Genomic DNA, 24824 nt, shown 5'->3' on the forward strand with positions numbered 1-24824 from the left:
TGGGCCAATCCATGCTGCAAGCTTTCCGTGTCGCAAAAGCTAACGCGCTCCGGGCGATTGTTCCCCACTCCTATCAGGCGCCACAGAGTTGAGTAGAGAGTTGACAGCGGCTCTTGAGAGTCAATCGATTTTAGATTTTAGATTTTAGATTTTAGAGGCGACCCCACGGATAAATTCGGGGGAAGAGAGGATTTTCGATTTTCGATTTGGGATTGACTTGGTCAAGAGTTGACACAAAGTTATTGATAATATTTCCCTATAATTGATATTCAAATGCGATCGCCCGCAACACCAATTAAATGAACTTACTCGCCAAAAAATCTCTGATGTACCGATTGACTAACTGCGGCTGTTCCTGATGCACCCAGTGGCTGCAATTGGGAACGTAATGAATCTGAAAATCCCGCACGTAATCTGCGGTTCCGTAGGTTAACTCTTTGCCGAGGGCTCGATCATTTTCGCCCCAAATCATCAACGTCGGAACTTCGAGGATCTCTCTATGCGGGCGATCGACAAATCCGCGAGCAATATTGCGGTAATAATTGATAGTAGCAGTCAGAGCCCCCGGTTTAGCTGCCGCATCTTTGTAAGCTTGGATATCGGAGGGGGTAAAGCTGCTTTTGTCAACTGCCATGCCTTGCAAAGCGCGATCGATCGCCCGATAGTCGCCCAACTTAATTAAAAATTCCGGCAAAAATGGCAACTGAAACAAAAAGATGTACCAACTTTTCAGCAATTGTTGGCGAGTTCGCAACCCTTCAGCAAACTTTGCCGGATGCGGTATATTCATCACAATTAATTTATCCACCATCTCAGGATAAGCATAAGCAAAACTCCAGGCGATCGCGCCTCCCCAGTCGTGGGCAACTAAGACGCAGCTTTTGTATCCAAAGCCTTGAATAATTCCCTTGATATCTTGTACAAATTCTGCCATCATATAAGCAGATTTATCCTTAGGTTTGTCGCTGTCATTGTAACCCCTGAGATCCACAGCAACAACTTTACGATCTGATGCAAATTCCGGGATTTGATGGCGCCAAGAATACCAAAACTCAGGAAATCCGTGCAGCATCAGCATCAGCGGCCCAGAACCTTGAGTGACACAGTGCAGTTTGATGCCGTTTGTAGCGATAAATTCGTGTTTCCAAGCAGCTTCTAGCACAGACATAAATTTTCACTCTAGATGTAAACTTATACTAGCAGTTGCTATCTTCAATAGAGGTAAACTGAAGACAGAGCTCAGCCAAAACTAGGAAGTTAAGGAGTCATTACCATGTCTGGCGATCGCCTGCAAACAATTGTCAACCGCTTGACAGAACGTCTCAAGCGCGACGTATTAATTGAAAAATCCCTATACGACATTCGAGAAGTGGTGCAGAGCGATCGCGCGGTACTGTATTATTTTTACAGGCAGTGGCAAGGTCGAGTGACTTGTGAGATGCTAAGTGCGATCGAACTGTCAATCTTGGGTTCTACTGGCCCAGACGAGTGTTTTAACGACGAATACGCTGCTTTGTACGAAGCGGGCCGAGTCAGAGCAATTACAGATATTGAAACAGAGCCAATCCACCAATGTCACCGACTGTTTCTGCGTAGCCTGAAGGTTCGCGCCAATTTAGTCGTGCCAATTTTAACCAAAAAAGGACTGTGGGGGCTGTTAATTGCTCATCAGTGCAGCGGGCCGCGCACTTGGTTGCGATCGGACATTGAATTCATGCAAAAACAAGCAGAAAATATGACAATGTCTCCCACGATTCAAGATAGTTAACTAATTAAAATTGACATGAGATGCTGTAGATGCTAGCGTAGAATCATCAATTCATAGGTTATATTTATTTATCATGTCACTTTTGAACGTTCAAGCTTTAAACAAAGCATTGCCTACCGTTATCTTAGGCTTATTCCTTAGCAGTTATACCACCAACATTGACCGCGGCCAAGTGCCTAACATTGACTCGAAATTAAGCAACAATCAATTAACTACACCTATACTCATAAACTCAACAGAGATTATAGCTGATAACACCAGCGATCAAGCAGCAATCAAATTATTAATCGATCGGCAGTTCAAAGCTTTGAATGAAAGAAATCCTGAATCCTATATGGCGACAGTAGATCCAAACTCTCCTGGTTTTCAACCAACAATAATTACAATTGCAGAAGTCTTCAAAAGAAATTTAAAGTACGAACCAACAAAAATTGAAATTGTGGGAATTTCAGGAAACGAAGCCAAAGTAAGAATCGAACAAACAACCACAAAGATTGACGGGTCATCTTCAACTTTCAGAGATAATAAGATGATAATATTACATACGTTACGCAAATCAAATGGAGAATGGAAATTTTTTAGTTCGGTACCGGAAAATATTCAGTATTTGAATTAGGCTAACTTATACCATGAGAGCAAAAGTCGCCCTAGGGCGCCGGTACAGTAGAATATTTTGACAAAAATAACGAAATATGTATTATGTAGGGCGAAGGATGAGGGTGACAGTAGATCGCGATCGCCAACCATTTTTTTGTCCTCATGCGAGAGCCCTGCCAAGGTCTACCGACGCCCTAGACAATAGACCTTTTGCAAAAGCCCTTTTAATCAAATTGTGGGACGCTGCTGGGAGAAACGTCCCACAATAAAAAAGATTTTTGTGGGACGTTGCTCCCAGCAACTTCCTAACTATTTTTGCAAGAAGTCTATTCCCCCTCTGACAATTAATCCACCCTGGGTTAACTGGGTTTAAAGGGGGTTGCTCTCAGTTTATTGTGCTGTTGTCGGAATGGTTTTTTGTAGGATGAGTTGAAAGGTTTTTTCAATGCTTTGTACTGTCATAACTCAGAAACGAAACGAGATAACTGTTTGCTTAATCTGCTGCAAACTACCTCGTAATGTATCAGGATTTCTCGCCAGTACGGTACACCACAATTGTTAGACTACAACAGCATATTAGATAGAGCTTGGATCGACTCCCATGAATCCGACTTTTATGCCAGCAGATTTCATTGCTTTCATTGCTTTATCGTGTACCAGTAGACTCAGAATTGGCACAAGTGAACCAACAATAAGCCAAATTATCCATGCAGAAAGCTTGAGGGATCTTACCAGCTTGTATAGCGCAAATATCCGAAATCCTGTTGCTGCAAAATGTGCGAGTAAACGTATAGGTTGTAGATTTATAGCTTGATTTTGTAAAGAAACATGAAATAGGTTAATAACTATCAAGGCGAGGATAGACCATAAAAACAATCTGTGATCCTCGGCAATTTTCTGAAGTTCTAGACGCGAAAAAGTTGTAGTCATTTACGACTCCTTAAAGATGATTTAATGGTGGATATTTCAATTTATTGATTGATGAACTATATCGAAAATTGCGATTGCCAGATCAAATATAGGTTCTTCCTTTGTGATTTGAGCGATCGCTCTCTGCTTTATAGTATTCCTTTTAATATTATTTTATTGTAAGGCTCTAAAATATAAAGATTTATGACCTACATTCCGCACTTCTTAACATAGCCAGAAGTGTATCCGCTCAATAATCCGGGGTAAATCGCTCAACGATGCACCTCAAATGACGCAAAATCGTTCCTGAGTGGGTAGCAGTAGGGTGCGTCAGCCACTTCTGCCTCTCCACCTGAAAATTAGGCTAATCGCTGACGCACCCTACAATATCTATCCTGACCGAGTATTAGCTAACAGCTACAGCACTCCCTAAAGGATGCTGCTCTAAAACAGCTTTCAAATATTTCCCAGTATAAGAACGAGGATTTGCCGCCACATCCTCCGGCGTCCCCGCCACAATAATTTCCCCTCCCTTATCTCCCCCTTCTGGCCCCAAATCGATCGCCCAATCGCAGCACCGAATCACGTCCAAATTGTGTTCGATGACCAAAATTGAATTACCCTTATCCACCAATCTTTGCAGCACATTGAGTAAGTGGTGAACGTCATAAAACGACAAGCCAGTCGTGGGTTCATCAATCAAATAAAGCGTCTTCCCAGTAGCGCGACGCGACAGTTCCGTAGCCAACTTCACCCGCTGCGCTTCCCCGCCAGAAAGCGTCGGCGCAGGCTGTCCCAACTGAATGTAACCCAAGCCAACATCCACTAACGTTTCCAGTCTGGCGCCCGCCCTCGGAATATTTTTAAACATTTCCGAAGCTTCCTCCACAGTCATGTTCAAAACATCAGAAATTGACTTGCCTTTATACTTCACTTGCAGCGTTTCCCGGTTGTACCGCGCACCTTTACAAACCTCGCACTGTACGTAAACATCCGGCAGAAAATTCATCGAAATCACGTTCACGCCTTGGCCGCCACAAGCTTCGCACCTTCCCCCTTTCACGTTAAAAGAAAACTGCCCGGCTTTGTAACCTCTTGCCTTCGCTTCAATGCTTTCGGAAAACAAATCCCGAATCACATCAAAGACTCCCGTGTAGGTAGCGGGATTGGAACGCGGAGTGCGGCCGATGGGAGATTGATCGATGACAATGACCTTATCAACCACATCATCTAGAGAGCGTTCGCCCTTGGTTTTTAGGGCGTCCATATCGGGTGGTAAAGGAACTTTTTTGGTCAGATAGTGTTGCAGTGACGGATAGAGCAATTCATTGATTAAAGTTGATTTTCCAGAACCGGAAACACCTGTCACGCAGACAAGTTTTCCCAGGGGAATTTCCACATCGACGTTTTTTAAATTGTTGCGACTCGCATTTTTGAGCGAGAGAGCTTTGCCGTTGCCTTTTCTCCTTTCATTGGGAGTTTCAATTACTCGTTTTCCCGACAGATAAGCACCAGTCAAAGATTCTTCGGCCGCTAGCAAGTTTTCTAAACTTCCTTGCGAGATGATTTTGCCGCCGTGAACGCCTGCGCCGGGGCCGATATCGACAATGTGATCGGCGGCGCGCATGGTTTCTTCATCGTGTTCTACGACAATCAAAGTATTGCCTAAATCGCGCAGTTTTGTTAAGGTTTGCAGCAGGCGAAAGTTGTCTCTTTGGTGCAGTCCGATGCTGGGTTCATCTAAAACGTAGAGGACGCCGGTCAAACCGGAACCGATTTGAGTTGCGAGGCGAATTCGCTGGGCTTCTCCGCCGGAAAGTGTCATGGCTGCACGGTCTAATGTCAGGTAATCTAATCCGACATCGAGCAAAAATTGCAATCTTGCTTTGATTTCTCTGAGGGCTAAATCGGATATTTGAAATTGCCGATCGCTCAATCCCAAATTATTGACTCGTTCCCGACATTCGCGAATCGAAATCCCCGTCAAATCCACAATTCCATAGTTTCCTAACCGTACAGACAGCGCCTCTGGTTTCAAGCGTTTGCCGTGACAACAATCGCAAGAGCGATCGACTCGATACTGTTCCAGCTTCTGTTTGATCAAATCAGAACCTGTATCGTCGTACTGGCGCTGCAACATGGAAATTACGCCCTTAAAATCTCTCCTCAAATCGCTGGCGTTGCTGTCTCGCTTCTTGCTTTCTGCGGTTTGTTTTGACTCATTACCGTACAAAATCACTCGCTGGTGTTCGGGCCTCAAGCGGAACCAAGGAGTGTCGATATCAAACCCGCAACTATCGGCAACGCTGCACAGCAAAGAGAGATAATAGGAGTTGTCTTTGTCTGACCAAGGGGCGATCGCACAATAAAGAGGTGCTTTCTCATCAGGAATGACTAACTCCGGTGCAAAAGTCCGCAAACTCCCCAAACCGTGACAGTTGGGACAAGCGCCGTAGGGCGAATTAAACGAAAACAACCGGGGCGAAAGTTCTTCCATCACCGCGCCGTGTTCGGGACAAGCAAAGTTCTCCGAAAATACGATCGGCCCATTGGCTGGTTCAGAATTTTCGTCAGGCGGTAACTCTTCTACGATCGCAATTCCCTCAGAATGTCGCAAACAAGTTGCCAGAGAATCCACTAAACGCTCTTCTAAACCCGGTTTTTTAACTAACCGATCGACAACTATCTCGATATTGTGGATATGATTTTTATCTAATTCGATATTTTCCGAAAGTTCTAAAATTTCTCCGTTAACTTTGACGCGAATAAATCCTTCGGAAGCTAAACTCGACAATAATTTGCGGTGAGTGCCTTTTTTTCCGCGCACAACTGGGGCCAGAAGGTGAAAGCGAGTACCGTCTGGAAGTGCCATAACTCGATCGCACATTTCATCAATTGTCTGCGGCGCAATGCAGCGATCGCAAATCGGACAGTGCGGTTCGCCAGCTCTGCCGTAGAGCAATCTAAGATAATCGTAAATTTCTGTAACAGTGCCGACAGTCGATCGCGGGTTGTGCGAAGTTGACTTTTGGTCGATCGAAATAGCAGGGCTCAACCCCTCTATCGCATCGACATCCGGCTTATCCAACTGTCCCAAAAACTGGCGGGCGTAGGCGCTGAGAGACTCCACGTAGCGGCGCTGTCCCTCGGCAAAAATTGTATCGAAAGCCAGGGAAGACTTACCGGAACCGGAGACACCGGTAAAAACTATCAGTCGATCGCGCGGCAGTTCCAGATCGATATTCTTAAGGTTGTGCTGTCTCGCACCGCGAATCCGAATCGTATTTTGGCTGTTGGAGTTAGAAGTCATCACATGATGCCCGTTGTCGGATGCACTTGGCTGGCTGTGTGAGGTTTTGGCGCGTTGGGACATGAGAGTAGTGCAAAACAGTGCTTAACCATCTTAGCGCTGCCTTTGGACTAGCTGGCATCCAAACTCAAGAATATCGAATAATTTTAAACAGTTGACAGTTGACAGTTGAGGGTTGAGGGTTCAGTTTTATTTTCCGCTGCTGTTTGCACAGTAGACTGGATAATGTTTACTTCCCCTGCTTTGAAATTCATATTAAAGAATCTTAAAAAATTGACAGTTAACAGTTGACACTTGAGGGTTCAGTTTTAATGCCCGCTGCTGTTTGTAGAGCAGACTGCATATCGTAGACCAAGTGCATTTCTGAAGTAAAATCGAGTCTAATCCTTTAATTGCTGAGGTCTGGTGTGATGCCAATTCCCAAACTTAGTGAAACGATTATCAAGAATAACAGTTCTGAGCGATCGCTCAACCGAGCCGAAGATTACTATCTCGGTGGCAATGTTGCTAGCGCAGTTCTCCGCGGCCATATGGTGCAAGCAAAAGTATACGGTTCTCAAGTTGAACCTTACGATGTTACCTTGCCCTTTACTCATGCCGGATTAACATCTGGAGTATTCTGCACTTGTCCTTACGATGGCGATGGATGGTGCAAACACATTATCGCTACGCTGTTTTTGTGCCTGCGAGAACCAGAAAAAATTGAACGGGGCGAAACGCTGGAAGAGTTGCTCTCTCGCCTCAATGACGCCCAAATCTATGAGTTATTAGAGCATTTAGTGGACAACGAACCGTCGCTGATAAGTGCGATCGAACTATACGTCAACTCAAACGCTGTGTCTGGGCCGACAAACCAACTGGCGACAACACATCGGCGAAGTGCGATCGATCCTGCTCCTTTTCGGCGACAAGTGCGAGAAATTTTCCGACAAGCTCAGAATCATTGGGAGGATGAATATGCTTATGATGAAGAAGACCCGATTACAGAAGAAATTTTAGAACTGATTCAGCAAGCCCAGGAATTCAGCGAACATGGAGACGGCAAAAATGCTTTAGTAATTTTAGAAGCCATTACCTCAGGTTGTGTTGATGATTGGGATGACGTAGCAGAATATGGTTGTGAAAGTTATGAAATCACTAATGCTTTGGATGAAGCTTGGACAGAAGCCATTTTGACGGCTGAGCTAACTGCTGAAGAAGAAATAGATTTCGAGGTGATGTTAGAAGGTTGGAAAGATGAATGGGATTGTGATTTCAGTATGAGCTTGGAAGCTTTACGCCAAGGTTGGGACTACCCGCCACTCCAGCAGATATTGGAAGGAAACCTTAGTGGACAAGGGATTTGGGAGGTTGACGCACCAGATTATGCTCGTGACTTAACCTTGACTAGATTGCAAATTCTCGATCGGCAGAATCGCGACAAAGAATACTTATACTTAGCCAAAGCAGAAGGCTGCATTCAACAATATCTGACAATGTTAGCTCGTTTGGGGAGAATAGAAGAAGCTGTGAAAGCTGCCGCAACCGACATGACATCAGTGGAAGAAGCTTTTGCTCTAGTTCAAACCTTACAAGAAGACGGCAACTCAGAAGAAGCTCTAAAAGTTTGTCAACTTGGGTTAAATTTACCCGGAAATTCTACCTACAAACTGGCAGTTTGTATGAGTGAATTAGCCGATGAATTGGGAGAAAAAGAAGCTGCGTTTAAGGCTAAAATGAAAATTTTTGAGATTCAACCTTCCTTGAATGATTATCTTTCATTGCAGGAGTTATCAGGAGATAATTTGTCAACTTTGAAAGCAGATTTATTGGCAATTTTAAGAGCCAGTCAAAGCTACAATTCTACCGAAGCGAAGGTGGATATTTTTCTGCATGAAAAACTGATTGAAGAGGCGATCGCCCTTGTTGACACATCCTACGGTTCACAACTGGTTCATCGAGTGATGATGGCGGCAATTCCCCATCGCCCCGATTGGGTAATCGTCAATGCTAGTCGCCGCGCTGAATCGATTCTAAATCAAATGAAATCAGCCGAGTACGATAGTGCGATCGAGTGGCTAGAAAAAGCCCGTGCTGCCTATATACAAACTGGGCGAAATGTTGAATGGTCTGCTTATCGCGCTCAACTCATGGAAGTACACAGTAGGAAGCGGAAATTCATGGGCTTGTTCAAAAACTCATATTTAAACTGAGTCTTAACTTTACCTTCATTCAGTTCACAGTTGACAGTATTTGTAGGGTGCGTCGCCACCAACAATCTTTGCATCAAGACCGACAATTTGATAGCGATGCACCTGACACAATTCCCATGTATGAGGTGCATCGCTTGCTAGATAATTGATTGAATTATGGGATTAAAGAAGGGAGAGGCACCCTACGAACAATCTGCGTTTATCTGTGTTTATCTGCCTCGCATCTGCCGTTGACTTATCAATATTATTTGACAACAGCAGTCGGTGCAACCATATTCCAATTTACCCGTGAAGCACCGTACAAAATAAAATTATTCAAAAGCCCGTAAGCATCCCCGCAATTGTAACCTTTAGCCTCAACACACTTCTTATCAGCCCTCTGATTCACAGCCACAAAAATATCAACTCCATCCGGCAACAAACCCGCATACATCTGCAAATTAGCAAAATCATCAAGGATGCGACCTTTATCGTCCACAGGCGGCAATTTCCACTCTTTCGGATTGTTACTTCCCCCTAACTGAATTGCCCAAGCCTCAGTACCATCGAGCGCTCCGTTATGAGCAGTATATCGATTCCAAACATTATTTCGCCTTTCCCCAATGCGCGGATTGTTTTCATAACCGCCCACCCAATATTGTGACATGAATTTGAGAAAAACTCCAGCTTCCGCAGCAAGCGAACCAGTTCCTGGACTCAAATCTGTACTTCTTCGGGAAAAAGGAACCTGGCTTAAATTCCAAGACCAGTTAATCTTCCCTGGCTGCGGATTTATCCAGCTAGAAAAGTCGCAAAAATTACCATTCCAAATACAGTGCGGTCGCTTCAAATCCCATCCCTTACCGTAGTAATCTTTGCCGTTCCAGTGGCGTTTTTCCGGCTCGCGATCGCCAAAATTTTCTACTCCTTGGCTCATGAAAATTCCCTTGGTAGCCGTAGTAGGAATTCCCAACTCGGTTTTGAAGAAAACCTCCAAAGCAGAGCCTTGATGAGTTTCTAGTTTACCCGTTTTAGCAGCAAATCTGCCGGAAGCTACCAACTGCTGCAAAATAATCGTAGGAAATGCCGGACTGGTATTGGAATAATGATATTGACCGAGAGGATACTGAAGGCATCGCCCAGCCAAAACCATCATAGTTTCTTCTAAATTAGGACTAGGCAAAAAATAGCCTGCATTAGCAGAGATGCCGAGTTGATTTTTAGCAGAAATGACAGATTTGTTCCCCCATTCATTGACAAGTAGCTGTTCTTGGGATTTAAAATCTGCTGGGGTTTTCAGATTTCGCAGCACTGGCAAATTTGCCGTCATATCTTCACCGTATCTGGGCGCGCTCCGCTGAAGTCCCGAGCGATGGGATAATAAATTTCCGAGGGTGACGTTTTGCCACTGTTTGTCTGCAAATCCTGAGTTAAGATTGCCACAATTACTGTCTTTAATAGCAACTGGAAATTTGACTTTTCCCGAAAATGCCGCGTGCAATTTTTCCGGGATAATGGCTATTGGATATTGCTTGTTCAAACCGGGAATTAGCGGCGGATAATGTTGGGGGTCGAACAATTTCATCCCTTCAATTTGGTCGTCAGTCAGTTCTAAATTTGCCCGATCGCGCGCCGTCTGTTTTAGCGCCCAGCGCACCATGGCAAAGGTAACAGGCTTGCTGATACTGCCGATCCGCATGGGGGTATCTGCGGGTACGATCGCACTTAGAGGGGTCTGCATATCGTCACCGCAAGCCGGATTTGAGTTATTGGTCGATCGGTCTTTCATGCGCCCCAAACCCCAAACACCCACGGGCTTACCTTTAACAGAAACACCGAGTACGGCGGCACCGACGCAGCGGTGGCGCATAAATTCTGTCAGCGATTGTACAATTGGCTGGAGTTGTGCGTCGCCGCTACCGCTAACGGGGATGCTTTCTTGGGCCAAAGCTATGTTGTTGTTGGACTCGAAAACCTTTCCCAATCCTCCTAAAAGGATAGCTGAAATTAATATCAAAGTTGTGTAGAAAAGTCGGTGGTATTTCGGTCGATCGTCCGCAATTTTCATCATAAAAACTCCTATTTTAAAATAGTGAGAAATCCTCAATTTTCGCCCTGAGGTAGCGAAGCTTAAGCGTGCATTTCAGAGTGGCAAATGTGTCTGGTAGGGGCGAAGCATGACCGCAGTAAATATCAGATCATAACTAATAACTTATATGCGGTCATGCTTCTTCAGGCTTCAAAAACCAGATGCACCCAAGCTTAAGACTATTGAGGGATTGGAGGCGCGGACAAGAATACTTGATTCGGGTTAACATTAGTTAAGTTTGTCTCTAAAACAACACCAATCAAATTGTCCTTGTAGAAGATACCAGTATCTTGAACCTTGTTATTGCTCCAATCGCCAGCTTTCAGCGAATAGCCGTCTGCTAGATTGCCTTTAATTTGGATTTTATCAGTACCTAACGTAAAATCCGTAATCGTAGCGTAGCCAGTGCCGAGATAGTAAACATTATTAACATTACCGAGTACAAATGTGTCCGCACCCGCGCCGCCGGCGAGAGAATCGGATTCACTACCTGCGCCGATACCGTTACCAGCACCCGAAAAATTAGCACCGTCAAGGTAATCGTTACCGTCGCCGCCGATTAGATAATCTTTGCCGCTTCCTCCGAATAGATAATCGTTGTGAAGGCCGCCAGACAGTGTATCTTTGCCACTACCTCCATACAGGAAATCCTCGCCAGCTTCGCCGTATAATTTATCATTACCCGCGCCGCCATCTAGCTTATCCCCCCCGAAGCCACCGTAGAGGATGTCATCTCCCCCGCGACCTGACAAGATATCATCGCCTTTATAGCCGTAGATTATATCATTTGAAATCTGAATTTGACCTTGACCGTCGATTGTCCAATCATCTCCCACTAACGATTTATGGAGTTGACCGTCGCCGTTGACAGTGTTGTTGTCGTCGTAGTCAGTACCTTTGATAAGTGAGGACATTTTTGTTGCTCCTTGTGGTTTTCCAATTAGTGCAAGAATGAGAAAGACTCAACTAACTGGCTTGATGTATTTAGTTTCTCCTCTCGTCAAAGAACCGACAATGGGAATAAAATCAGGTGTTTAAATAAACACAAATATGGCCGGCACCACTGATTTACAGTAAAAACCAAAGTTAATCAGTTAAAATAGGGAAAAGTCAGGGTGATTTCCCGATAGAGGAACAACTCCTCTCTTGCCATAGTCTGCATACTTACGTGTATATTTAATTACCCGTGTCCAGCCCATGAAATCAGAATTAGAATTCTCTTGGAACAAAACCAAAGAATCTGCCGATCGCATTTTTGCCCAAAACACCGGCAAATATCTCAGCGACATCGAAATGAAAGTCCTGCAAGGTTCTTGGGAAGGCAAAAGTTACGATGAAATCGCCACAACTTACGGCTACAGTGCTGAATACCTCAACAAAGATGTCGGCAACAAATTGTGGCATAAGCTTTCCGAAGCTTTGGGAGAAAAAATTACCAAGAAAAATTTCAAAGAAGCTCTAAGAAGAGCTTCTGAATCAGAATGTAGTCAATCTGTTCAGACAAATCCACCTTTACAAACATTACCAACTGCGGTAAATTTGCATTTTCCCGAAGGTTCAGTAGCCTTAGATTCGCCTTTTTATATCAAATGTTCCAGCATCGAATCACTCTGCGACGAAACAGTTCTCAAACCCGGTTCGCTGATTCGGATTAAAGCACCGGAAATGATGGGCAAAACTTCACTGATGAACCGCATCTTAGCTCATGCAAAACTGGAAAAATATCACGCAGTTTATTTAGATTTTAGCGCAGCAGACCGAGGAATATTAACAAATCTTGATAAGTTTCTGCGCTGGTTGTGTTTGATGGTCAGCCGACAGTTAAAATTAGAAAACAAATTAAACGAATATTGGGATACGGATATCTTAGGTAGCAACGATAACTGCACAGTTTACTTTGAAGAGTATTTGCTAGCAGAAATAGAAACTCCCCTAGTGTTGGGATTGGATGAAGTCGATCGCCTATTTGGCTACACTGAAGTAGTGGAAGACTTTCTGGGGATGCTGCGAAGCTGGCACGAAAAAGCCAAGATTTCGGATATCTGGCAAAAACTGCGGTTGGTAATGGCGCATTCTACCGAAGTTTATATTCCTTTGGACATGAATCAATCTCCGTTTAATGCGGGGGTTCCCGTGGAGTTGCAGGAGTTTGACAGCCAGAAAATTCACGATTTAGCGCGGTTGCACGGCTTGGATTGGGATGAAGGGCAGTTGGGAGAGTTGATTTGTGCGATCGGCGGACATCCTTATCTAGTAAGATTGGCAATGTATGAGATTAGTTGTGGCAACATTACCTTAACCCAGCTATTAAAAAATGCTGCTTCAGAATCAGGAATCTACAGCAATCATTTACGCAAGCATTTGGAAATCCTGCAACACAATCCCGAATTAGCTTTAGCTTTAAAAAAAGTTGTAAATTCTGCCGAACCAGTTGAATTAGATTCCATGCAAATTTACAAATTGCACAGTATGGGAATTGTGCGGCGGCAAAACAATTATGTCCTGCCGCGTTGCAATTTGTACCGCGAGTATTTCTGCCGTGTTTTAGGTTAAAGAAAACACGCTCACCTTTCGGTGAGACGTAGGGCTTCTCGCGAGTTAAGCTAAATCTTTTTCAAAGTGAGCTTAGTCAATGTATTACCAACCTTTTCGCAAGAAAGCTTGGTATTGTTTTGAAGTTTGCATTTGAAAAACCAACTAGGTTTTTTGTTTTCTTGCTTGAATTCCAAAGTTGCATTATTAGGACTCAAAGAAGCAACTACTGCACCACTTTCAAAAGGAGTATTATTTTCTCCTATAAATTTCCATGTTCCTTGCTGGTTTGCTCCCTGTTTGATAACCATTTCAACAGAAGTTACTACATCATCACCTTGAGAATAAAGACTCCCTTTCCAGTTACCGACAATCGAAGATGGGGAAGTAATTATTTCATTAATTTGAAGGTGATTAACCTGTTGTGATTTTAAGGGGTTGGCAAAAACTTGAGAAGTGTTACCTAAAATTGCCATTGTGGAACAAAAAGATACTGCCATCAAGGTGGCAAGGATTATGGATGTTACAGGCCGTACAACTGAGAGGCTTTGGTTTTGAATGTTGTTATCCATGATGATTCTCCAAGTAATGTTGTTCGGTAATAAAATTAGGTATTAGAGCGTATTAGATGCGGAGATAAACACCTGATTTAGGTTAAGTTTGGTAATATTTTGGTCTTGCATAACACCAATCAAATCACCCTTGTAGAAGATTGCCGTGTCTTGGACATTGCTACCTTATTTTCCCGATCGCTCTTCGAGGCAGAGACTCTGGATATCGGTTCCCAGACAGAACCTGCGAACCAGTTACCCTACAGATAAAATTAGACGAAGGAGAGGGTTAAATCCGCAGCCATGTTATCTGAAACCACGGCAATCATGTCACCTTGATAAAATATTCTTGTATCATCGATTGACTGATTTCCATAACCGTAGTTGCCAGACGTAAATTCGTAATCTTGCTTTTTACCAAGCATCAAAATTGCATCTCCATCTGCTTTCTTAAAGTCCCAAATAATCGCATAAGCAGTCTCGCCCAGACCATCTAAGTAAGGAAGTTTAGGGTCTGGCCCCCCGTTCATAACTAGCGAGAATTGATCGGCTCCCGAACCTCCAATTAAGGTATCAACTTCATAATAATCATATTGTCCTTGATCGTTGGTGTGACCGACTAGAATGTCATTCCCACTATTACCTTCCAACCAATCGGAACCGCGACCGCCATAAAGCTGATCTTTACCACTACCGCCAAACAGGAAGTCGTCACCATCAAGACCTTTGAGTGTATCTGCACCGCGACCACCAAAGATGGCATCACTAACCTGATTGTCATCATTTCCTACTAGGTAATCATTTCCTGGTGTTCCATTTATGTTGTCATTGGGTAAGCCACCTATTTTATCGATGCTACCAAACAAGCTGTTAGTAAAGTGACGGTCAGAGGCGATTACTTCACGTGTTTCTAGCATTAAATTATCATCGGGGTCTGTCCGAGGAACATCGGTCAAGTCTTCAATAAAACGGGGTTTGTTAGGCTTAGGTTCGCCATCGGGGTCTGTCCAGGGAACATCGGTCAAGTCTTCAATTAAACCGAATGTAGCGGTAGAAATGTTAGCATCGGCGATCGTTCTAAGGGCTGTCATGGGAGTAGTTCCTATTTTTGACTATTGTTTAAGTTTGCGGAAGCAATCGGCGTTTGTATTTTGTTTGCTGCACCTTTTGCTTCCTGTTATCAGTTTGTTGCTAAAAATCCTGAACCGCAATGGTGATATAATCAGGTGTTATAGGAACTGATAAATAGCTTTCGGTTGTGAATTTATAGGAAAAAATCAGGTACAGCCCGATCGCAAATCAGTAAAAGTCAGGTTTTTTGCTAAATCTCTACATAGTCAAGTTTGCGATCGTACAATCAAAGCTAGATTTGGGTACAAGCAATGACCAGAGAATTTCCAGTTAGTTATGAATATCAGATTGGCGGTAGTCTCCCAGCAGATGCGTCGTGTTACGTCACGCGCCAAGCAGACTTGGACTTTTACGAATGCTTGAAAGTTGGTGAGTTTTGTTATGTTTTGAACTCGCGCCAAATGGGTAAATCTAGTTTGCGGGTGCGGGCGATGCGAAGGCTGCAAGCGGTCGGTACTGTTTGTGCTTTTATCGATTTAACTGGGATTGGTAAGGAAGATGTAACTCCCGAAAAATGGTATGCGGGAATGATCAATTCTTTGGTCAGTAGCTGTCAGTTAGGTGATAAAATTAATTGGCGCAATTGGTGGCGAGAACGCCGGGATTTGTTATCGCCACTCCAGCGGTTTAGTTTGTTTATTGAAGAAGTGGTTTTAGTTGAGATAGAACAAAATATAGTTATTTTCATTGACGAGATCGATCGAGTGTTAAGCATGAATTTTTCGGCAGATGAGTTTTTTGCTCTGATCCGCTGGTTTTACAATCAAAGAGTTGACAATCCTCTATACAGTAGGTTGACTTTTGCGCTGTTGGGAGTGGCGACTCCTTCGGATTTGATTGCGGATAAAACTCAAACTCCTTTTAATATTGGTAAGGCGATAAATTTGGGCGGTTTTAAAATTGATGAAGTGCAGCCTTTGATTGATGGTTGGCGGGGGCGGGTTGTAAATTCTGAAAGCGTTATTGCTGAGATATTAAATTGGACGGGCGGACAACCTTTTCTGACGCAAAAGCTGTGTAAGTTGGTGTTGGAGGAATCAGCATTGGGTAATTCGCGATCGGTTGAACAGGTGGTGCAGTTGCGGATTGTGGATAATTGGGAATCCCAGGATGAACCCGAACATTTGAAGACAATTCGCGATCGCATTCTGAGAAATCAGCAAAAAGCCGGACAGTTATTGGGGCTTTACCAGCAAGTTTTGGAATCGGCTAACCCCCCCCAACCCCCCCTTGCTAAGGGGGGGCTAAATACCGCTATATCTCCCCTAGGAATGGGTGAGCTAAATTCTGTTCTTGCTCCCCCCCTTACCAAGGGGGGGCTGGGGGGGGTTATTACCGATGGCAGTCCCGAACAAACCGAATTGCGACTGTCAGGTTTAGTGGTGCAACAGCAGGGAAGATTAAAAGTTTACAACCGAATTTATGCCGAAGTTTTCAATCTGGAATGGGTGGAAAAACAGTTAGGCAAGCTGCGGCCTTATGCGGAAAGTTTTAATGCTTGGGCTGCTGCTAATTTTGAGGATAATTCGCGGCTGCTGCGGGGAAATGCGCTGCAAGAGGCTCTGGAATGGTCGATCGATAAAAATTTGAGCTATCTCGATTACCGCTTTTTAGCAACATCTCAAAATTTGGAAAAACGAGAATTTAAATTAGCTTTAGCCATTCAAGAAGAAGAAGGTCAGATATTAGCAAAGGCGAATGATACTTTAGTTTCAGCTCAACAACAAGCAAAAGTAAAATTAACTCAAGCCCAGCGGAGGGCTACCCGGATTATGGCTATCGGTTCTATAGTTCTGGCAGTTTCTATCATCACAGCAATCTCGATCCAATTACAAGTAAAAAAAGCCCAACAGGAACTAGCAGAACAACAAGTAGTGCTACAAACTTCATTCTCTAAAGTAGCTTTAGTTTCCGATCCTTTTGCAGCACTGCTGACAGCATTACAAGCAGCACAAAAGATGAAAAAATTAGAACCATCAGCTACCAAAGATACACAGATGCAGGTAATGAGAACCCTGCAACAAGCAATATATCATGTCAGAGAACGCGATCGCGCGATCGGTCATCGTGGCGCTATCAGAAGCGTAACTTTCAGTCCCGATAGCAAAATTTTTGCTTCTGCTAGCGAGGATGGTACGGTAAAACTGTGGAATGCCAAACCAGCGACATTGATATCAACCCTGACAGGACATACTGGTAGAGTTACGAGTGTGAGTTTTCATCCTAATGGCAAGATTTTGGCTTCTGGCAGTGAAGATGGTACGGTCAAGTTGTGGGATGTAACGCGCAGCACTTTAATTAAAACTATTAAGGCTCATCATAGCTGGGTAAGAACTGTTAGTTTTAGTCCTGATGGTCAAATTCTCGCTTCCTGTAGTTCCGCTGGTTTTATTAATTTGTGGAAAACAGCCGACGCTACATTATTAAAAACTCTGAAAGGACATACCAATATCGTTACTCATATTAGTTTTAGTCCCGATGGTAAAACTCTCGCTTCTGCAAGTTTCGATACAACCGTGAGGCTGTGGAATATTGGCGATGGAACTATCATAAATACTCTGAAAGATCATAAAAGTAATACCAGAAGTGTCAGTTTTAGTCCCGATGGTAAAACCTTAGCTTCTACCGATCAAGAAGGCCTAGTCAAACTGTGGAATGTATCCGATGGAACTTTGCTACAAAACCTCCCAACTCATCGCAGGGCTGTCTGGAGTGCGATTTTTAGTCCTGATGGCAAAACTCTAGCTACTATTAGTTCCGATAGTACCGTAAAGTTGTGGAATTTAGATGATATAAACGACAATAGAATTGAACCGCAACTTCTCAAAGGACATCGCGGGAGAATTGAGAGTATCGGTTTTAGTCCAGATGGCAAAACTCTGGTTTCTGGAAGTTTTGATAGTGCAATCAAGCTGTGGAATTTAGAGGTTAGGGAACCGCAAACTATTAAAGGAAATAGCACTAATGTTCAAGCTGTAAGTTTTAGTCCCGATGGTAATACGTTGGCTTCCGGTAGCGACGATTTTAAAATAAAGCTGTGGAATAGCAAAAATGGTACTTTACTCAAAACTCTTAACGGTCATCAAGGTCGGGTGTTAAGTGTTAGTTTTAGTCCCAATGGTAATATGTTAGCTTCCGGCGGTGATGACAAAACAGTAAAGTTGTGGAATGTGCAAGATGGTAGATTGCTAAAAACTCTCAACGGCCATCGTGCTTGGGTAAGGAGAGTTCGCTTTAGTCCAGATGGGAATACCGTTGTTTCTGGTAGTTCTGATAGTACAGTAAAACTTTGGAATGTCGCAGATGGTAGGTTGCTGCAAACCTTTAAAGAACCTCGCAGTATTGTCACCGATTTAAGTTTTAGTCCAGATGGAAAAGCTCTAGCTGTGGCTTGTTCTGACGGTGATATAATGCTATTAAATTTAAAAACAGCTACTTTGATGCAGGCTTTTCCAGCCCATAGTGGTTGGGCAAATACCATTAGTTTTAGTCCCAATGGTAAAATTTTAGCTTCTGCTGGTTCGGACAGTATCGTCAAACTATGGAATGCCGAAAATGGCAGCTTATTGTTCACTCTCAAAGGACATTTATCGGGTGTAACTAATATCAGTTTCAGTCCTGATGGCAAGATTTTAGCTTCATCTAGTGAGGAGGGTACTGTGAGGCTGTGGAATATAGAAAATGGTATGGAAATTTCCACGTTAGAAGGGCATCTCGGTAGCGTTAATAGCGTTATGTTTAGTCTCGATGGTAAAACACTGGCTTCTGCTGGGCTTGACAATACTATCAAGTTGTGGAACTTAGAACTTGATTTAGATCGTTCTATTAGTCAAGGTTGCTTGTGGTTGGAAGATTACTTTGCTTCCTATCCTGAAGAGGCGATAAAATTTAGCCAAATCTGTAAATAAATAATTTATGGCTGAGCGATTATATTGCCAATTATCCTGAAGAAAGGGCGATCGCAGATTTGTGCTGTTCAAAAAATGCCATAAATTATCACATAATTCAGGGCTTGTAGATACTGTCTTGACCTTGTATCTTAAAAGAGTGAGGGCGATCGCACCGACAATCAGTCGATCGGCACTTCGATCGCAAATTCCGTACCTGCGCCCAACACAGATTCGCAAGTCAGCTTACCACCGTGGGTTTCCTCCACAATTTGGCGGCTGATAGACAGCCCCAAACCCGTACCCTTCCCGACTCCCTTCGTAGTAAACAAATGGTCAAATATTTTCGCCCTCACATCCGGCGACATCCCTCCCCCGTTATCTTTGATGCGAATCACCACGCTGTTGTTATCCGGCGAGACATGGGTGATAATGGCGATCGTATTAGGTACAGCCTCAACAGAAGCATAACTGCGACCCCGATTGAATTCGTCAAAACAGTCGATCGCATTTGCCAACAAATTCATAAACACCTGATTCAACTGTCCCAAATAACACTTAACTTTCGGAATATTTCCATACTCCTTAACCACTTGAATCAGCGGGCGGCCTGGATTAGCTTTCAAGCGATGCTGTAAAATCATTAAAGTGCTGTCAATTCCTTCATGGATATCCGCCGACACTTTTTGGCGGGTGTCCCCACGGGAGAACGTGCGGAGAGATGTGCTAATATTGCGAATGCGATCGCACCCAACTTTCATCGACCCCAACATTTTCGGCAAATCTTCTATAAGATACTCCAAATCAATATCCTCAGCATCCTGTGCAATTTTTGAGCTAGGATCGAGAACTTCTTCCTGATACAGTCGCAAGTGGCTAATTAAATCGCCCACAGCCGCAGTAGCTTCGGTAATATTCCCCGAAATAAAACCGACTGGATTGTTAATTTCGTGAGCGACACCAGCAACTAAATTGCCCAAAGAAGACATTTTTTCACCTTGAATTAATTGCAATTGCGCTTGTTGCAGTTCCGCAAAAGACTTTTCTAACTGTTGGGATTTTTCTTGCTCGCGCGCGTACAAACGAGCATTCTCGATCGCAATAGCGACTTGACTAACTAAAACCTTTAAAACTTCCACCCTGTCTGCGGTAAAAGCTGCTGCCGCTAACTTATTTTCCAGATAAATAATCCCTTGCAACTGGGATTGATAAATAACTGGCAAACACAGGATTGATTTAATTTCAAATTCTCGAATGTACGCATCCGCATTAAAAGGTGCAGTAACAGTCGCATCATCCAATACCAGAGGCTTTTGAGTGCGAAAAACATAGTTTATAGCAGAAACAGGCAAATCTTGACTATTTTCAAATGGTATAGATCGTAAAACTGTAGCCTGGGTATCAGTAGAATTTCCTACAGCTTCGATGTAGAGTTTATTATCTTTTAGCAGCAGCAGCGCAACTTTTTGAGCCGCCGCATTTTCTAAAATGATTGTGATTAATTTTGTCAGCAAGTTGTCCAGGACAATTTCACTGTTAATGGCTTGCGAAGACTTAATAAAAGTAGCCACGTCTAAAAAATCGCCTAAACTGTTGCTGGTAGTGCTTCCAGTATTAGTGCGCGTGACATCGATGGGTCGAGTTTCTGTTGCGCGCGTTTGTGCTACTAAGAAAGGATGTCTTGATTCCAAGTGTTTAACTTTCGCTAGAGCTCCCCAGCGGATATAGCCGTAATAAGCCTTAGTCAGATATGCTTGAGAAATTATCTGTTTTCCCAGAAATTGATAGAATTCTCCGGCTAATTCATAGGCTAATGCTTCCTCTTGAATATAACCATTTTTGGCAGCTCCAGCAATTGCGCGATCGTACAAATCCATTGCTTGCGTATCATACCCCAATACCCGCGCTTTCTCCGCTGCTACCAAGTCATATTTGTGTTGATAATTCATTGGAGCATCAACAGCCCATTTTTTCATTTTATTTTGGTTTTGTACCAATTTATTTAAATATTGCTTTTGCCCCTCTTTGTCAGATTGGGAATACAAAGCTAGGAGACTGAGAGAGTAGTAAAAATTATTCAAGGAAACTAGATAAAATCCAGAAACTGATTCTTCATATTTCTCAAATAACCTTGAATTTTCTGAAGCTTGTGCATAATTGCCGAAGAAGAAATTAATCATAGATTTGGCATTACAAATAAAACAAACTAAAAAAAAGTTTTTAGTTTCAATTGCAGCCGTAACAATTTGGTCTTCATTAAACTTCTTATCTACCAAGTTACATGATTCTACAGATTGACCACGCAAAATTATGGCTGTATATCTCAATATACTAATACATTGTGAAGAGCCTTCTTGTTTAAGTTTCTGCATTAATTTTAGATACTTACTTATTTCCTCTTCAACCAGTTCGAGAGGCTCTCCCATCCACAGTTTATAAGTACAATATCCATTGACAGAATAACCAACATACGGTAAATCTCCAGTTTCGATTGCAGCCTTAAACCCTTCCATCATATAACTCAAGGCTAACTTGATATCTACTTTACGGTGTTGAATTGAACAAGTAAGTATTAGATAAACTCTACTTTTGATAGAATCAGATGGAAATCTATCTAAAAGCCTAATTGCCAATTGACCAAATTGGTATCCTAAACTAATGTCTCCTATTCCACACAAAATTGCACCATAAAAAACGTAAGCGACACTAGCATAAGGCGAATTTCCATATTTAATGGACAGCTTAACCATCATAAATACTAACAATGGTAATAGTCTGGGCTTGACCGCCATCGCGGTACCCAGAATCCCTGATAAAATTCGCATGGTTGCTTGTTTTTTAGAATCTGTCATTTCTGGCAAATTAGCTAAATCCTCAATTCCTTTCAACCCCAATCTCAGTTTTGTATTAATCAATTCCACCAAGATATTCAATAATTTGGGATTTTGAGGAAAATAAATCCCTAACAATTTTAGGACTTCCAGCCCTGTATTTACTGCTTCACTAACTCTATTTTGAACAGTATAAGACTGAATTTGCAGCTCATAAACATTGAGTTTGTCCAGTAAAGTTTTAGCCCGACTTAGAATAACATCAACTAATTCTTTTGAGATTGAATAGTTCGTATTTAAGTATTCAGCTCCCGCTGTTGATTCATAAATTGCTAACGTTAATTGATACTGACTGTCCCAACTCTCCTCTGGCAATAATCCCATCGCCACCCGCAAATACCTCACAGCAGCTTCATAAGCATTCGCTGATTTTGCTTTGCGTCCCGCAGTTAAATTTAATTCGGCTAACTGCGTCTTTTCTGCTGGCTGGCTAATTGTGTCAATTCCCACATTCAACTGATTGACAATATCAAAGATGTTTTCTTCTAGCTTTTCGGGTGGAGTATTCTGTAACAGTAATTCGCCAATTTTTAAATGGGTGGATTGCTTTTGATTTTCGGGAATGAGAGAATAGGCGGCTTGCTGGACGCGATCGTGCAAAAATTTGTAACTAACCCGCGAAGTATCTAATTTGAGGTCGATCGATTCAGCGCGATCGAAAACCAAAGGAATGCGATAAGCATCGCTCAACGGCAGAATCAACCCTGCTTGCAAAGCTGAATAAAGTTCAGTAGCTGTAACATTCACTGACTCTTCGCTGACAAGTGACAGTACATCTAGAGCAAATTTATCGCCCACGCAAGCTGCTAATTTTAACACTTCTTGCGTGGCTGCGGGCAACTTTTCAATGCGAGAAGCTACGAGTTCGACGACACTTTTATCGGTGATTCCAATCGCTTGAATTTCATCAATACTCCAATCCCAGCCTCCTTTACCTGCTAGATAATCGAACTCGAATTTTAAAAAGTTTTCTTGATAAAGTGCTTGTAACAGTTGCGTTAAAAAAAAAGGATTTCCTCCCGTTTTATTGCAGATTAATTCGGCTAAATTGTTGGCTTTTTCTGTGAAATTGCTAAGGGTTTCAAAGACTAATTTCGTTACATTTTCTAACTCTAGCGGTTGCAATACAATATTGTTGACAACCGTACCCGTTTTTTCAATCTCTTCTACTGTCTGAATTAACGGGTGAGTCGGACTAACTTCATTGTCTCGATAAGCACCGATTAGCAACAAATATTGCTGGTCGGGGTCAGTTATCAGTGTTTGCATTAACTTTAATGTAGCTGAATCTGACCACTGCAAATCGTCTAAAAAGATAACTAGCGGGTGTTCTTTTTGGGCGAAGACGCGAATAAATTCTTTGAATACGCGATTGAAGCGATTCTGCGATTCTACAGGGGAGAGTTCTGCTACTTCTGGCTGTTTACCGATAATCAATTCAACTTCCGGAATTACATCGGAAATTACTTTGCCGTTAGTTTCCAAAGCTGTTAAAATTTTAGTGCGCCATGTTTCTATAGCAGCAGTGCTTTCTGTGAGCAATTGGCGCAGCAGCGAGTTGAATGCTTGAATTAATGATGCGTAGGGAATGTTACGTTTGAATTGGTCGAATTTGCCGCTGATGAAGTAACCTTTTGAGCGAGTTATTGGTTTGCTAACTTCGTTGACGACTGCTGATTTGCCGATGCCAGAATAACCGGATACTAGCATTAGTTCGCTTTGGGAACGGGCGGGTTTTTCTGTATTTTGGTTGGGTGGTAAAGATTGGGGCGAAAGGGTTTCGGCGTTGGGGGGGGCGGGTTTTTCTGTATTTTGGTTGGGTGGCAAAGATTCGGGCGAACCCGCCCCTACACGTTCAAAGGCTGCTAATAGTTCGTTGACTTGGTTTTCTCTACCGTATAATTTTTGGGGTATCAACAATTGGCTGAGAATATCTAAGCGTCCGGGGATAAAATCGATTATTTCTCCTGTTGCTTCTAACTGATGCAAACAATTTTCTAAGTCTGCCAATAATCCGGCTGCACTTTGATATCTATCTTCGGCATTTTTTGACATCAATTTCATCACTATTCCTGAGATTGATGTGGGAATTTCCGAATTGATTTGAGCGGCCGAAATTGCTTGAGTTGCGATGTGGCTGTAAACTATTTCTAAAGGGTCTTTACTCGGAAATGGCAGTTCACCTGTCAGCATTTCATACAAGGTAATTCCGAGTGAATAAAAGTCGGTGCGGTAGTCGAGGGTGCGGTTCATTCTCCCGGTTTGTTCGGGAGACATATAAGCTAATGTGCCTTCGACGGAGTTGGGATTGTTAAATTGTGGGTTTTCTTTGTTTAGTTTTGTCGCAATCCCGAAGTCGGTGAGTTTAACTTGTTTTGTTTGGGAGTTGATAATGATGTTGCTGGGTTTGATGTCTTTGTGAATAATCTGATTTTGGTGCAGGTATTCTAAGGCTTTGACGATTTGGATGGCGATGTTTAAAGTTGCTAGCAAACTCAGCCTTGCTTTTTCGAGTAGTTGTCCGAGAGACTCGCCGCCAAAGTCCTCTAAAACTATGCCTAATCGGTGGTTAAAGGTTTTGAGACTGATGGCTTTGACGATTTGTTTGCTATCTAAATTTTGGCGGATTTGATATTCGTGTTTGAGGCGGGTAATGGCTTCGAGTGTGGGATATTCGGCTTTGAGAACTTTAAGAATTGTTGCGGACTCGTCGCTCGCTCTCTGTCCGCGATAAATAATTGTTTCGGCACCTTCGTGCAGAGTAGAATGTATTTGGTATTCTGAAAAAATTTGCATAGGTTTATTTTAAAAATTTATGGCATCTAATTTAGCCTAGACTAGCGCTAATTTAGGGAAAATTTATGTGATGCCGATCGCACTTTTTGACGCTACAAATCACAAGCAACGTACAAAAGCTTGATGAAAACCTTGCTGGGTCAGGCTTGCACTCATCAATAGACATTTTGTAGGGTGCGCCGCAGCGCACCT

13 protein-coding genes are annotated in these 24824 nt (G+C 42.9%); 5 read left to right on the forward strand and 8 right to left on the reverse strand.

Annotated elements, in window-relative coordinates; translation table 11 throughout:
• Positions 1–295: 295 nt before the first annotated feature.
• Complete coding sequence (locus tag JGK36_RS06200) at positions 296–1168, reverse strand: alpha/beta hydrolase (RefSeq protein WP_293181706.1); 873 nt, start codon at positions 1166–1168, stop codon at positions 296–298.
• Positions 1169–1273: 105 nt separating this feature from the next.
• Between JGK36_RS06200 and JGK36_RS06205 the strand changes: the two genes are divergently transcribed.
• Together JGK36_RS06205 and JGK36_RS06210 are read left to right on the forward strand one after the other, a co-directional pair.
• On the forward strand, positions 1274–1768 hold the full coding sequence (locus JGK36_RS06205; protein WP_293181707.1) for a GAF domain-containing protein: 495 nt from the start codon (positions 1274–1276) through the stop codon (positions 1766–1768).
• Between the two features lie 73 nt (positions 1769–1841).
• Positions 1842–2384, forward strand: coding sequence for a hypothetical protein (locus JGK36_RS06210; RefSeq protein WP_293181708.1), 543 nt, complete (start codon positions 1842–1844; stop codon positions 2382–2384).
• Positions 2385–2941: 557 nt separating this feature from the next.
• Here JGK36_RS06210 and JGK36_RS06215 read toward each other — a convergent pair.
• On the reverse strand, positions 2942–3295 hold the full coding sequence (locus JGK36_RS06215; RefSeq protein ID WP_293181709.1) for a hypothetical protein: 354 nt from the start codon (positions 3293–3295) through the stop codon (positions 2942–2944).
• 385 nt (positions 3296–3680) lie between these two features.
• Positions 3681–6647 carry an excinuclease ABC subunit UvrA gene (uvrA, locus tag JGK36_RS06220; protein WP_293181710.1) on the reverse strand — a complete coding sequence of 989 codons (2967 nt, stop codon included), beginning with the start codon at positions 6645–6647 and terminating at the stop codon, positions 3681–3683.
• A gap of 347 nt (positions 6648–6994) precedes the next feature.
• Between uvrA and JGK36_RS06225 the strand changes: the two genes are divergently transcribed.
• Positions 6995–8776 (forward strand): SWIM zinc finger domain-containing protein, encoded by a 1782-nt coding sequence (locus JGK36_RS06225; RefSeq protein ID WP_293196937.1) that lies wholly within the window; start codon positions 6995–6997, stop codon positions 8774–8776.
• A 244-nt stretch (positions 8777–9020) separates the two neighbouring features.
• Here JGK36_RS06225 and JGK36_RS06230 read toward each other — a convergent pair whose 3' ends face one another.
• Positions 9021–10826, reverse strand: coding sequence for a serine hydrolase (locus tag JGK36_RS06230; RefSeq protein WP_293181712.1), 1806 nt, complete (start codon positions 10824–10826; stop codon positions 9021–9023).
• A 197-nt stretch (positions 10827–11023) separates the two neighbouring features.
• On the reverse strand, positions 11024–11758 hold the full coding sequence (locus JGK36_RS06235) for a calcium-binding protein (protein ID WP_293181713.1): 735 nt from the start codon (positions 11756–11758) through the stop codon (positions 11024–11026).
• A 283-nt stretch (positions 11759–12041) separates the two neighbouring features.
• Here JGK36_RS06235 and JGK36_RS06240 point away from each other — a divergent pair, with 283 nt between their 5' ends.
• Positions 12042–13397 (forward strand): AAA-like domain-containing protein, encoded by a 1356-nt coding sequence (locus JGK36_RS06240; protein ID WP_293196938.1) that lies wholly within the window; start codon positions 12042–12044, stop codon positions 13395–13397.
• 50 nt (positions 13398–13447) lie between these two features.
• On the opposite strand, the gene JGK36_RS06245 is transcribed toward JGK36_RS06240, so the two are convergent.
• Entirely contained in the window at positions 13448–13948 is a 501-nt protein-coding gene (locus tag JGK36_RS06245) for a hypothetical protein (RefSeq protein WP_293196939.1), read from the reverse strand.
• A 251-nt stretch (positions 13949–14199) separates the two neighbouring features.
• Positions 14200–15018, reverse strand: a complete 819-nt coding sequence (locus tag JGK36_RS06250; RefSeq protein WP_293196940.1) for a calcium-binding protein — start codon at positions 15016–15018, stop codon at positions 14200–14202.
• Between the two features lie 291 nt (positions 15019–15309).
• Between JGK36_RS06250 and JGK36_RS06255 the strand changes: the two genes are divergently transcribed.
• Positions 15310–18966, forward strand: a complete 3657-nt coding sequence (locus tag JGK36_RS06255; RefSeq protein WP_293196941.1) for an AAA-like domain-containing protein — start codon at positions 15310–15312, stop codon at positions 18964–18966.
• Between the two features lie 161 nt (positions 18967–19127).
• Here the strand turns inward: JGK36_RS06255 and JGK36_RS06260 are convergent, their stop codons facing one another.
• Positions 19128–24632 carry an ATP-binding sensor histidine kinase gene (locus JGK36_RS06260; RefSeq protein ID WP_293196942.1) on the reverse strand — a complete coding sequence of 1835 codons (5505 nt, stop codon included), beginning with the start codon at positions 24630–24632 and terminating at the stop codon, positions 19128–19130.
• Positions 24633–24824 lie beyond the last annotated feature (192 nt).

It is taken from the genome of Microcoleus sp. PH2017_35_SFW_U_B (genome assembly GCF_020737865.1).
Classification (GTDB): domain Bacteria; phylum Cyanobacteriota; class Cyanobacteriia; order Cyanobacteriales; family Microcoleaceae; genus Microcoleus.

Coding starts and splice junctions, on each gene's coding strand:
- JGK36_RS06200 (WP_293181706.1), bottom strand. CDS start 1,168: ATGTCTGTGCTAGAAGCTGCTTGGAAACACGAATTTATCGCTACAAAC.
- JGK36_RS06205 (WP_293181707.1), top strand. CDS start 1,274: ATGTCTGGCGATCGCCTGCAAACAATTGTCAACCGCTTGACAGAACGT.
- JGK36_RS06210 (WP_293181708.1), top strand. CDS start 1,842: ATGTCACTTTTGAACGTTCAAGCTTTAAACAAAGCATTGCCTACCGTT.
- JGK36_RS06215 (WP_293181709.1), bottom strand. CDS start 3,295: ATGACTACAACTTTTTCGCGTCTAGAACTTCAGAAAATTGCCGAGGAT.
- uvrA (WP_293181710.1), bottom strand. CDS start 6,647: ATGTCCCAACGCGCCAAAACCTCACACAGCCAGCCAAGTGCATCCGAC.
- JGK36_RS06225 (WP_293196937.1), top strand. CDS start 6,995: ATGCCAATTCCCAAACTTAGTGAAACGATTATCAAGAATAACAGTTCT.
- JGK36_RS06230 (WP_293181712.1), bottom strand. CDS start 10,826: ATGATGAAAATTGCGGACGATCGACCGAAATACCACCGACTTTTCTAC.
- JGK36_RS06235 (WP_293181713.1), bottom strand. CDS start 11,758: ATGTCCTCACTTATCAAAGGTACTGACTACGACGACAACAACACTGTC.
- JGK36_RS06240 (WP_293196938.1), top strand. CDS start 12,042: ATGAAATCAGAATTAGAATTCTCTTGGAACAAAACCAAAGAATCTGCC.
- JGK36_RS06245 (WP_293196939.1), bottom strand. CDS start 13,948: ATGGATAACAACATTCAAAACCAAAGCCTCTCAGTTGTACGGCCTGTA.
- JGK36_RS06250 (WP_293196940.1), bottom strand. CDS start 15,018: ATGACAGCCCTTAGAACGATCGCCGATGCTAACATTTCTACCGCTACA.
- JGK36_RS06255 (WP_293196941.1), top strand. CDS start 15,310: ATGACCAGAGAATTTCCAGTTAGTTATGAATATCAGATTGGCGGTAGT.
- JGK36_RS06260 (WP_293196942.1), bottom strand. CDS start 24,632: ATGCAAATTTTTTCAGAATACCAAATACATTCTACTCTGCACGAAGGT.